Below are 11,923 nucleotides of genomic sequence, written 5' to 3' on the forward strand. Positions count from 1 at the left end.
TACGGATAGGATTGGCAATCTTTGGCAGACGAGTCATGATGAGCACCCATTCGGCTACATCCAGCCTAAAATCTGCACAAGCTCAACATAACAGGCTTTTAGCTTCTCTTTATAAATCAGCTCTAAGAGGCGGGATCTTCTTTATCCAATACTTAAATCCTGGTTGTTACTGCGGTTTAGATATTAATGAATCTCTCATCGAAGCTGGCAAATTAGAGGTTGCATCAGCAAACTTAGAGCATAAACAACCCCTGCTGATTGTGGATGATCAATTCAATGCATCCAAGGCTGGAATTCAGTTTGACTTTGCGATCGCCCAATCGGTCTTTACCCACTTATTTACCAACCACATCACTCGCTGTCTCATCGAAACCAAAAAAGTTCTAAAGCCCAATGGAAAGCTGTATGCGACTTTCTTTGAAGCGCCTCACGCTGCCCATCTCCAATCCATCCAACATCAGCCTGGAAACGTATCCACTCATTTTGACAAAGATCCATTTCACCAATCGTTTGATGAAATGCAGCATCTAGGCCAGTTGGCGGGATTTCAGGTTGAGCTTGTCGGCGATTGGGGCCACCCTCGGGCTCAAAGAATGCTCTGCTTCAAAAATGGTGACTAAGAGCTGTCTGTGGTGAAAGACTGCTCACCACGGGAAACCCTGATGTGGAGAGCGATCGCCAACTCCTCGCTGACTTGGGCATTCCCACTACGGTTTAATGAGCGGAAGTAAACCCAATCTGCCCAACATCGAGCTGTACGACCTCAGCCGGAACAACTCCCGTTGGTGGCGGGAGAAACATGCCGCCGTTTGTAACAACGTAAAGGGCTGTGCGATCGCCCGGTGTACGGCCAAACGCCACAGCCGTGCTGCCAATCATGCCCTGCTCTGCCTGTGCAATGGTTGTGACCGCTCCATCTGGAGTAATTCGAACAACACTGTTGTAAATGTGCGTTGCCCCATATAGGTTTCCATCAGCATCAAACGCAAAGTCATCAATATTTACCTGTTGTTTAAACACGACAGGTTCTCCAGCTTCCTGCTGCTCATTGATCGGAATTTGCAACAGCAACATTTGCTCAGTATTAGACACATAAAGCGTATTGCCATATCGCTTTAATCCATTCGCGGCCGGAATTGGGCTTTCGGAATTACTGCGAGCTAATAGTGGATGCTCTAACCAAATTTCGGCTGTTTTCTCAACAGTATTCAGCTCCCAAATTGCCCCTCGATAGGAGTCGGCAACTAGGTAGCGATCGCCCGATAGGGGAATCAACCCATTCAAGAACAGAGCCTCTGGAACCGTCATCAGCTCACGAACGGCTCCAGCAGAATCAACCTCGAATAGAGTTGGAATTCCTTCACGGTTCCAGCCTGTTACGAGCAAATGATTGTCAGATGAAAACGTAATTCCTGCAATCTTCCCATTCACGGCAGCATAGATGCTTTGAGTCCCGCTTGAGTCGATTTGAATAATGGTTCCATCTTCGTGGCTGGTGATATACAGTGTGCCATTCGGAGCAACCACAAGATTTTCAAGAAAGGTATTGACCGGGAAGGTTGCGACCGAGCGGGCGATCGCCAACTCAATCGGTACGTCGTCGTAGATGGGTGGCAAACCTTGAGCTGTGCCCTGATGTTCCCAAAAGATGATACTAACCGTTGAAATAGCAGCCAAAGTAAACGAAGCAAGTTTGTTGCGCCTAAAAAAACGTCGGTTCGTTGGAGCTGCCATGAATTTCCCTTTAGTTTTGTGGAGTCGAATCAAGATTGTTGTTATCTTGATTCGACTCCACAAAAAACAGAGATAATTTAATCCTTTCTTTAGTTGCTATCAAAATAAAGTGAGGAGTTTCTGTGGGTAATTTCGTGGTTGAACCGGAACTTTGCCGTAATTTGAGAAGTGCTGAAACCCTTGTCTATAAAGCGATTGTGCTATTTTTAGGTGATTAAATTCTGAATGGGTTCGAAATTTCCGAAGCCATACAAAAAAGTGTTTTGGAATGTCATCAGTTGGTGTTCCAAAACACATTCCAATAATGCCAATTTTTGCCGATAACGGTGTTTAAGGTTACAACTTGGAAGGGATTGCAGTTTCCGGTGATGTTCTCGACGTGTGGTTGTTTGTTGTGAAAGTGTCATATTGCGCCATTTTCAAACCAAACATTCACAAATTTGAAACACGAGCCGCAGACAGAAACCAATCAATCGCCCCGCTACAGCGCAACAATCGGAATGCTAAGAAAACCTTGGCTAGGCAAGGCTTTCCTTAATTCCTGTGCTTAGTCTGCGATGCGATCGCGAGCCTCAGCATTTCCCTTGTGCATGGAACCAAGAGCCGCAAGCGCAACGGTTCCCAGGGCGATCGCCCCCACCGTCTTGATCGGCTCTTTGGCTAACCAATCGGAAATACTGGGCACAGTTAAGTGGCTAAAATCGCCCGTTGCTTGTTCGTAACCTGGCATCGGCTCAAATAAATTATCGGCATCCTGCACATACTTGGGCTCGCTAGTTTTTTGTCCCTGAAAGCCAATCCAGGCCAACAGTTGATCCACCAGCGATGGAGAGACCTTTTGCACCACATCCAGCACTCGGCCCACATCGCCCACAATGTAGTCTCGGGTGGGGTGCTCAGCTGCGTGTAGCACTGCATCGGTCACCAGTTGAGGATCGTAGTAAGGAGGAATGCCCGTGGGTTTAACCCCCAGTTTGGTGCGCGCATGGTTGTAAAAAGGCGTGTTGATGACCGCAGGTTTAATACTGGTCACGTTGATGTGGGCACCTTCGTGCTCTAGCTCAACCCGCAGCGACTCCAGAAATCCTTCTAGGGCATGCTTTGCGGTTGAATAGGCGCTTTGTAATGGCAGCGCCCGACGACCCTCCATTGAGGAAATGGCAATGAACGAACCGCCTCCGGCTTGCCGCAGATGGGGCAACGCTGCCCTTGCTCCATGAACTTGCCCCATCAGCGTTACATCAAGTACACGCCGAAATTCCTCCAATGTCATGGCTTCAAACGGAGCCAACATGCCCGCCGCCGATGAGTGAACCCAGGTGTCGATGCGTCCATAGGCGGCAACGGTCGCATCGGCGATCGCCTGCACTTGAGCAAAATCGGCAACATCTGCTGGAATGGCGATCGCCGCGCCACCCTCGCGCTGAATTTCCTGCACTAATGAGTTCAGCCCGTCTTGATTTCGAGCGGAAACGGCCACTTTGGCGCCGCGTTTGGCAAATTCTAGGGCAGTGCTGCGTCCGATGCCGCTAGAGGCACCCACAATGGCAACAACCTGGTCATGAACGGGTTTAAGCTGCATAACGTCCTTAGTTGATGGGCTTGGTGGTTGTGGGCTCAGGTTTTCTGCTGGCTTGGCTGGCGCTTGCGTGTGCCATCAGAATTTGAGCCTTACCTTGACCGTAACGAATCTTCACAAGGCAAACGTCCATCAAACGAAAGAATGCAGTGCGGCAAGCTAACTCAACAGTTCGGGCGATCGCGACAGGAATTAAAATCAGGCTTGATGAACCAAACGACAGCACTCGATGTGGAGTGGGTGGTTGGGTAGTTAGAGAACGTCTGAAAAGTGCCTCAAGCTTTGTGGATGGCCCTCACCCCTTGTATTCCCCTCTCCCAATTTTGGGCGACGGGAAAGGGTTTGCGGCTCCCCTTCTCCCAAGTTTGGGAGAAGGGGTTGGGGGATGAGGGCGATTTTTTGACTGCTCAGAAATCCTCTTCGAAAACTCCTGACTGGAGATCGTGTTTTCCAATGGCGAAATGCACTGTTTATGGTTTCAGTTTGAGGCGTTCAATAGAAGGAAAAGCTTTGCTATGCGATCGCACAATTCATCACAAAATTCACGATTTGCAGGCCGAACGTTGGTCATTGCAACGATGCACCAAAAGGATGTCGCCATACAGCCCGTTTTGGAGCAATCGCTAGGGGTGAAATGTGTCACCTGTTCCGAGGTGAATACCGATCAATTTGGCACTTTTACCCGCGAAGTAAAACGATTGGGGACGATGCTGGATGCGGCCAGAGCCAAAATTGAGGCTGCAAAGAAACTCATTTCTGCTGATTTGTTTTTGGCCAGTGAAGGCAGTTTTGGCCCACATCCCGATTATTTCTTTTTGCAATCAAACTACGAAATTTTGCTGCTAGTGGATATGCTCAGTGAGTTTGAAGTGATGGGTGAATATCGCACCTCTAACACGGTGTGCAGTGGTAAATCTGTTGCTTCGCTAGAAGAGGCGATCGCCTTTGCAACCGAACACAATTTCCCTCATCAAGGCATCATTTTAAGACCAACCGAAAATAGCCCTGAGCATATTTATAAAGAGCTTGCCACCTTGGAAGAACTGAAAGAAAAATTCACCCATTTACAAACTAGTCTTGGCCTCGAACAGCTTTATTTGGAAACAGATTTGCGTGCCCATCGCAACCCAGCTCGGATGCAGGCGATTGGTCAAGCCACACTCGATTTGGTCGAAAAAATTCGGTCGGAATGCCCCAATTGCAACACTCCTGGATTTAGAGCTACTAGTGTAGAACGAGGCTTGCCCTGTGCCTGGTGTGGTTATCCCACATCCATGCCACTGTACACCATCTACACCTGCACCAAGTGCAACCACACCGAAAAGCGAAAATTTCAAGACCTAGAATTTGCTGATCCAGGTTTCTGTAATCATTGCAACCCTTAGTCAACGAAATGAAAAGATACATTCTCTAAGGAGTCATGAAAACCGATGCCTAACAATATCTTTTATAGAGACAGTTATGTATGTGTTCGAGATATCGCTATGCAATTCATTCTTGATGAGGCGCTTGAGGTTGTTCGAAAGAAAATCTTATTTGATCCGGACAATGAATGGCTGGCAAAAGTTCAAAAAAAATGGAAAATTGCTTTACTGAATGTGGGACACAATTGCAGAGATTTATATCTAGATATGCTCATAGAAGACAAAATCACGCAGGAGCAAATCATTCAAATTCTCAATGAAACAAAACACGCTATACTCTCCTATGGAGAAGTTGTTCCTCCCCAAAGTCAACGCAAGCCGTTATTAAACTCTAATTACTACAATGTCGATAATGCGCCGACTCAGGATTTTGTAGACATTCTCGATAGAGTTCTCCATTTGATTGAAAATTAGGTGTTTGCTTTTGGTTCGCCCTCATCTTCGCTCAGCAATCGTTTGAGGACGCGCGATCGCCAACTCATCATAAAAAAAGGGCTCAAGCATGAATGCCTGAACCCAATTCAGTGAGACTGGCCTCTACAACCAGATCGCTCACGTTATTATCAAAACCTTAGTAGCCGCGAGAAAAACCATCTCTGCGTCCGCCGCCAAAGGAGTTGCCGCGATCTTCGCGGGGTTTGGCTTTGTTCACCTTTAGGTCGCGACCCATCCATTGAGCACCATCCAATGCTTCAATGGCAGCGGTTTCTTCAGCATCGGCACTCATTTCTACGAAGCCAAAACCGCGCATGCGGCCAGTTTCGCGATCAGTGGGTAGCTGAACCCGCTTAACCGATCCATACTCTGCAAACACAGAGGTGAGATCGCTATCCGTAACGTCATAGGACAGATTGCCTACATAAATCGACATACATTTTCTCCAGAAATTTGTGGATATGTAGAGTGAAATTTCGGAGAGAAGTCTGTCGAAGGAAAAACGTGAAAACTCGTTAATACTAGAAACAAATGTTGCTAACCGATATCTAAGCTCTTCATTCACGTTAGCACATTTATTTGATTTTGAGGTTTTAGTTTTTTGAGGATGCGATCGTTGATGTTTCCCATAACCCTGTGTAGATAGGGCAGAGATATAACGGAGCAACATCAGTTGATTGGATGCGGAATTTTTTGACGAATTCGGAAAAGATTTTGTCGACCAATGCTGGACTCACGCATTGGTGTTATGGGTAGGGTGCGAAGCACCCTACCCATAACACCAACACACCAGATTTAGCGGGCTTGCGTAAGTCCTGAAACGATTGAGTGCGATCGCTTCAGGTGAGGTGAGTCTGCGAAGGAACGGAGAGCTATCGGTCGGGCCAAACTGATGAGCCATTTGGGCAATTGTGCCCGAATCCTGATGCAACTGATGGCTGTAGTCTAGAGGGATGGTGCATCAGCCCAGGCGTTTTGCAAGAATGAGTGGCATGTTACACAGGAAATTTGAACAGATCCTGGATAGTAGTGGTGATAAGCCAACGGCGTGATTTTGCGGGTCATTCCATTACACAGGAGATTGCTTGTGGACTATTACACACTTGGTGATACAGGGCTAAAGGTGAGCCGCTTAGCTCTGGGCACCATGACCTTTGGAGATGATTGGGGTTGGGGTGCTGATGAGGCAAACGCTCGCCAACTGTTTGATGCCTACTTGGCGGCGGGTGGCAACTTTATTGATACAGCAGATATGTATACCAACGGCAACAGTGAGCGACTGTTGGGCAAGTTTGTCAAGGATAGCAGCACGCGCGATCGCGTCGTGATCACCACCAAGTTCAGTTACAACGCCGAACCCGGCAACCCCAATGCAGGCGGCAACAGCCGCAAGAATATTCTGCGGGCTGTGGAAGGGTCGCTCCAGAGATTGGGAACAGACTATATCGATGTGTACATGCTCCACACCTGGGATCAGTTCACCCCAGCAGCAGAAGTGATGCGCACATTGGATGATTTGGTGCGATCGGGCAAAGTGCGGTATGTTGCCCTATCTGACACGCCTGCCTGGTACGTGGCCCAAGCCCAAACCCTGGCCAAAGAACGCCATTGGGAGCCCATTAGCACCATTCAACTGGAGTACTCTCTGGTCGAGCGCAATATTGAGTTTGAGTACACTGCGCTGGCCAAACATTTGGGTACGGGCATCATGGTGTGGTCGCCTTTGGCTAGCGGCTTGCTCTCTGGCAAGTACAAACCTTTGGAGCAAGGTGCAGAAGGCTCTGGGCGCTTGGCCATGTTAGCCAACAGTGGCAATCCCGCGTTTAACAAGTTCACCGACAAGAACTGGGCGATCGTGGCAGAGCTAGAGAGTGTTGCCCAAGAGCTAGGCCGCTCCATGGCGCAGGTTGCTGTGAATTGGGTGGTCAATCGTCCGGCGGTTGCCTCTGTCATTGTGGGCGCAACAAAGCTGCACCAACTGAAAGATAACTTGGGGGCGCTGGAGTTTGAGATTCCGCCTGAGCTACTGAAGCGGCTGGATGCGGTTAGCCAACCTGTGGTCCACTTCCCCTACACCTTTTTTGAGCCCAGCATGCAAGGCATGATTAACGGTGGAGCTACGGTGGGTGATAAACCGAGTTCTTATCAGCAGCCGTTTTTGGTCGCGGGTGCGGGAGCCGGGGTGACCTGATCTGCAGGGTTGGCTGGGTGACGCAGTTGCTTTTTGTGAATCTGGATGAATTGACCTGTTGCACGAGGATTCGTTGGTAGCCTGTGTTTCGATGGCACTGGGTTGTACCGCGATCAGTCTCCCAAAAATAGGGCAGCAGAAGCAGGGCCGATGCAGCCTGGGTTGGCCCACCATACGGGAAGCAAGCTTGGATTTTGGAGGCAGGGAGTCCGGCAGAGCCACCCGTGCAAACAGTCTGGATGACCTAGCTATGCCTGATTGCCTTCCTCTTGCAATGCGGCTTCCAACGTTGGCGATAGTTCTTCTTTGAGCCGACCCAGCTTAACCAGTTCGGCATAGGCGTTGGCCTCTACTTCCATCAGCTCTTCCTGAAATTGCTCCACAATGAAACTCACTAGATTGGGATGCTCTCCTTTGAGCTTGTCGATTTTGGTTTGAGTTTGATCAATCTCCCCTTTCACCAATGCTTCCTGATAGCGGTAAAACTCGGGGTCAATATCGGGCTGTTTGTCGCTTTGCAGCCTTTCTAGAACTCGATTGAGGGCAAATTGTCGAGCGGCCAGCTCCAGGTATTCTTCGCGTACGAGCTGATCATCGAGCAAATTGAGCTTGATCATCATCGGCTTGACGGTGAGCCCTTGCACCAACAGGGTAAACAGCACCGCCCCAAACACAATCGAAATAATGTCTTCGCGCTCGGGCAGAACTACTGGCACACTCAGCGCTAGCGCAATGGATACGGTGCCGCGTACGCCGCCCCACCACAGCACTGTTTGCTCGCGAATGGGGATTTGGCTTTGGGTCATGCGATCGCTCAAGAAACATAGAACAAAGGTGGCGATCGCCCGAGCGAGTAACATGCTTAGCACCGTCACCCCAATGAGGCCCAGGTTGTCCAGTAGCCCCTCATAGCGAATTTGGTCGCCCACCAGCAAAAACACAATGGAGTTAATAAAAAACGCCAAAAAATCCCAAAACTCGCTCACAATCACCCGAGTTCGAGGATTCATGCCAATGCGCGAGCCATAGTTGCCCAGCACCAAGCCCGCCACCACCACCGCAATCACCCCCGATCCACCCAAATCTTCGGTAATCAAATAGGTCGCGTAAGTTGCAACTAACGTGAGAGATTGCTCGACCAAAGGCAAGTCAAACCGCTGGGTCAGGTAGGAAATGCCAAACCCCACGACCCCTCCCACCGCAATGCCAATCCCCACCACGGTGACCAATTGCAGCAGCACACTCTGCACCGACAGGGTGGCCGTGCCCAGAGGCAAACCCACCAAAAAACCAAAAGCCACCACCGCCATGCCGTCATTAAACAGACTTTCGCCCTCGGTCAGGGTGGAAAGGCGGCTGCCGCCAATGCCCAACTCGCGAAATAGTGCCGTTACCGAAACTGGGTCGGTGGCGGCTAAGCTGGCCCCAATGAGCAAGGCCGATGTGAGCGATAAGCCTGCAACCTGATGCAACCCAAAGGCAATGCCCAGCACGGCAATCACCACACCAAATACCGCCAGCAAACATACGGGAATGAGCTGTCGTTTCAGCTCCCCCCATTTCAGATTCCAAGATGCTTCGAACAGCAGTGGCGGCAAAAAGATGAGCAAAATCAGCTCGGGTGACAATTCCACCAAGCGAATATCCACAAAGGCCAGCGCCAACCCCACCATGACCAGCACCAGCGTGTAGGGCACCTGTCGCAATCGACCAATGAGCTGCGTAAGAGCCGTGACGCTTAAGGCTACCGATAGCGCTAAGACAAACTGCTTTAGCCCTAACTCGATGACTTCTTCGGATGCAGCAGACTCCAGCATAATTTCAACAAGTTTGGTGAATGGACAGTGGTGATTGAGCTTGCGGCCAGTTCCTCTCAGCTCCCCTGTACTCAGGCGAGACAGCCGAGTACACCCTGGATGGGTGGTATTGGTATTGGAGCGTGGGTGGCATTGGTACAGCCGTAGAGTACCTTACAAGCCTAAAAAAAACATGTAACGAGAGGCGCGAAACTGAAAAATATTGGCAGTTTTGGCAAGAAATGGACGGGCTGGCTGCGAATTGTGAGTGCGATCGCCCATTCACTCATCCTTCCCCCCATTTACTTGATTGGGGGCTTTCATCTAAGCTGAAAGCGCCAACTCAGTTCTACACATCACCATGAGTTTTTTAATTCCTTTCATTATTACCACGCTAATTTTGGCCATTAGTCTGGTCATTGTTTCCAAACTCCCGGTTGGGGTTGAAATTGATAGCTTTGGAAATGCGGTTGTGGCTGGCATCATTTTGGGATTGCTGAATGCCTTAATTCGCCCCTTTGCCGGATCAATTTTGCTGAATGTGATTACGCTGGGCCTGGTTTCGCTAGTGCTCAATGCTTTGGTATTTGGAATTGCGGCGGTACTGGTGCCAGGTTTTCGACTTCGATGGGGCTTTTTGAGCGCCATTTTGGGTGGATTGGCCCTCGCGATTGTGAATGGCATCCTAGATCGCATTTTGACCATGCTGGGCTTTATTGCCGCTGGCTAACGCAAGAGATTGACAACCAGAAGGTGCGATCGCCCATTTCGTTTTTCTGATTCAAACCACCCAATATCATGCGCATAGGCCATTGCGCACATCCCATCAAACGCTTTGAGCTAGACCAGCTTGGAGCGTTCATTTTTTAGGATCAGGACTGACAAGCCCACTAAATCTGGTGTGTTGGTATTGTGGGTAGGGTGCTTCGCACCCTACCCACAATACCAATGCGTAAGTCCAGAGGATTTTGAGAAGGCCAGAGCAAGGCATCAAGGAGTTGATCATCCTGGCTAATCTTGTTTGGGACAAACGCCTGAAACGATGTTTGACTCTTGGTTTGAGGTACCAAAACTAGCGGCAGGCAGGCTCACCCCGGCCCCGATGTGATCATCAGAATGTTTCAAAAACTTACAAAAATTTTGTTTGTATACGAAGATACGGTTTGTCGCAGATCCGCCACTTATAGTATTGAGGCTGAAAAGTGACACCTAGATATAGCGTTTCAATGATTTGGGTGTCTGTTGCGATTGGCTTCGTTTAGCTTCAACAAGCCACAGTTTGGTTTTACGGTTTGGGTTCGGTTACGGTTGGTTCCGACGTTTGGTTTATAGGCGTTTGGTTGACGGGCGTTTGGCCCTATTTCGCAGCTTAAAATTGACAACTTTATCCCAATCAAGCAGGTGTGTTATGAGTTATCAACATCAACTCAGTCCTTGGGTCATTCATCAACTGCTACCCAACTTGACTCGGATTACGATTGCGCGCTTTCGCAATCGCGCTGAGGCTGAGGGCTACATGCGAGTAATGGGTCAGTTGAAGCCCCTGGCTCGGTTTGCGATCGCTTTTGACACACCTGTATCCGCTTCGGCGGCGAGTGTGCCCACCGTTACACCGTCGGTGGCGATCGCCGCAACCCGTCAACGCCGCACGTCCAAGACGGTTGCGCAGTAGCGAGCCACAAACCCCATCCTTAGCGAGTGGTAGAAGACGCTTGTTGCTCCAAATAGCGTCGAACGCCCTCACTCATTTGCACTAAGTTGGGTTCAATTTTTTTCCCCAGAAAGTCCTCCACGATTCCTCCTACCATTCCTGCGAGGAACTGGGGGACTTCCCTAATTTGGCGGGAATCGATGCTGAGTTCGCCTTTGCTTTCGATGAGGGTGCCGCCCTGACTTTCAACAAATCGGTTTTTGCCTTTGCACAGTACAGCTTCGGTGTAGGCGTGGGTTTTGATCTGCCAGTCGGTGAGGTAATTGGCTGCATCCCAGCGGGCTTGCTCGGTCCATGACAGCATCGACTCGTTGAGAATGGCTCGCGCTGCCGAGGGAATATCGCCGCCACCGTGCCACTCATTAACTAAATCAATGTGGGTTCCCATGTCTCGTCGCAGTTTGACTTCGACTTGGCGAATGTTGGGCATGTAAGGCACCAACTCCACCAGGCGATCGCGATAGGTCGCAAAGACTAATTCGCGAGAAAAAGGAACGTACACGCTTGTCGATATCAGCATGAGGCAAACGATTGACAGATAATATTTTCAGTTATGACATTAAATCTCCGACAACAAAACACGACCGATTGCCGTAATTTCCGATCGTAGCCGAGTATCGCTGGATGGTTACCATGGGCGATCGCATGTTGAGGAGAGCTGCTGTGCCAATCGTACGAGAAGGTTGCGCCTTTTTCCCTCAAGTTTTTCACACGGATGTTTATGTTTCTTCGCATTGGAAAAATGTCGGGGTTTTGCATCGGTTGGGGGAACCTGTTCAAAACCCGCGTACTACATTCATCTGCAAGGGTTGCTGCAAAAACCTGAGTTCTGGATAAGCTGAAGTGCCCATTTTTGTGTGCGCGTCGCGCACACAAAAATGGGCTTTTCTGAGGTTTGCGCACCGCGCAAACCTCAGAAAAGCCCTTAACCCGATATTCCGCAGGTTGCTGGGAATTAATTAAGCAGGTAGTAACGGCAGTAAGGTAGGCCCAAAAGTTGGATGATTTTAGAGCGCTCATCCATCAGATTACTGACCTGCTGAGCTTGCCCGA

At 49.5% G+C, this 11,923-nt stretch carries 11 protein-coding genes; 6 read left to right on the forward strand and 5 right to left on the reverse strand.

Annotated elements, in window-relative coordinates:
- Positions 1-620 (forward strand): class I SAM-dependent methyltransferase (locus ACQ4M4_RS28345; RefSeq protein WP_430687821.1); only part of this gene is annotated, 620 nt, incomplete at its 5' end.
- 94 nt (positions 621-714) lie between these two features.
- On the opposite strand, the gene ACQ4M4_RS28350 is transcribed toward ACQ4M4_RS28345, so the two are convergent.
- Together ACQ4M4_RS28350 and ACQ4M4_RS28355 are read right to left on the reverse strand one after the other, a co-directional pair.
- Positions 715-1,677, reverse strand: a complete 963-nt coding sequence (locus ACQ4M4_RS28350) for an SMP-30/gluconolactonase/LRE family protein (RefSeq protein ID WP_430687822.1) — start codon at positions 1,675-1,677, stop codon at positions 715-717.
- A 604-nt stretch (positions 1,678-2,281) separates the two neighbouring features.
- Positions 2,282-3,316, reverse strand: a complete 1,035-nt coding sequence (locus ACQ4M4_RS28355; RefSeq protein WP_430687823.1) for an SDR family oxidoreductase — start codon at positions 3,314-3,316, stop codon at positions 2,282-2,284.
- A 560-nt stretch (positions 3,317-3,876) separates the two neighbouring features.
- Here ACQ4M4_RS28355 and ACQ4M4_RS28360 point away from each other — a divergent pair.
- Positions 3,877-4,698, forward strand: a complete 822-nt coding sequence (locus ACQ4M4_RS28360; RefSeq protein ID WP_430687824.1) for a DUF6671 family protein — start codon at positions 3,877-3,879, stop codon at positions 4,696-4,698.
- 99 nt (positions 4,699-4,797) lie between these two features.
- Positions 4,798-5,151 (forward strand): hypothetical protein, encoded by a 354-nt coding sequence (locus ACQ4M4_RS28365; protein WP_430687825.1) that lies wholly within the window; start codon positions 4,798-4,800, stop codon positions 5,149-5,151.
- A gap of 157 nt (positions 5,152-5,308) precedes the next feature.
- On the opposite strand, the gene ACQ4M4_RS28370 is transcribed toward ACQ4M4_RS28365, so the two are convergent.
- Complete coding sequence (locus ACQ4M4_RS28370) at positions 5,309-5,608, reverse strand: RNA recognition motif domain-containing protein (protein WP_430687826.1); 300 nt, start codon at positions 5,606-5,608, stop codon at positions 5,309-5,311.
- A 651-nt stretch (positions 5,609-6,259) separates the two neighbouring features.
- On the opposite strand from ACQ4M4_RS28370, the gene ACQ4M4_RS28375 reads away from it, so the two are divergent.
- Positions 6,260-7,363 (forward strand): aldo/keto reductase, encoded by a 1,104-nt coding sequence (locus tag ACQ4M4_RS28375; protein ID WP_430687827.1) that lies wholly within the window; start codon positions 6,260-6,262, stop codon positions 7,361-7,363.
- Between the two features lie 248 nt (positions 7,364-7,611).
- Here ACQ4M4_RS28375 and ACQ4M4_RS28380 read toward each other — a convergent pair whose 3' ends face one another.
- Positions 7,612-9,180, reverse strand: coding sequence for a Na+/H+ antiporter (locus tag ACQ4M4_RS28380; RefSeq protein ID WP_430687828.1), 1,569 nt, complete (start codon positions 9,178-9,180; stop codon positions 7,612-7,614).
- Positions 9,181-9,520: 340 nt separating this feature from the next.
- On the opposite strand from ACQ4M4_RS28380, the gene ACQ4M4_RS28385 reads away from it, so the two are divergent.
- Together ACQ4M4_RS28385 and ACQ4M4_RS28390 are read left to right on the forward strand one after the other, a co-directional pair.
- Positions 9,521-9,889 carry a phage holin family protein gene (locus tag ACQ4M4_RS28385; RefSeq protein ID WP_430687829.1) on the forward strand — a complete coding sequence of 123 codons (369 nt, stop codon included), beginning with the start codon at positions 9,521-9,523 and terminating at the stop codon, positions 9,887-9,889.
- A 678-nt stretch (positions 9,890-10,567) separates the two neighbouring features.
- Positions 10,568-10,831: a hypothetical protein gene (locus ACQ4M4_RS28390; RefSeq protein WP_430687830.1), complete on the forward strand. Its 264-nt coding sequence runs from the start codon at positions 10,568-10,570 to the stop codon at positions 10,829-10,831.
- Positions 10,832-10,850: 19 nt separating this feature from the next.
- Here the strand turns inward: ACQ4M4_RS28390 and ACQ4M4_RS28395 are convergent, their stop codons facing one another.
- Entirely contained in the window at positions 10,851-11,390 is a 540-nt protein-coding gene (locus ACQ4M4_RS28395) for a hypothetical protein (RefSeq protein ID WP_430687831.1), read from the reverse strand.
- Positions 11,391-11,923 lie beyond the last annotated feature (533 nt).

The organism is Leptolyngbya sp. AN02str, assembly GCF_050565595.1.
Lineage (GTDB): Bacteria > Cyanobacteriota > Cyanobacteriia > Elainellales > Elainellaceae > Kaiparowitsia.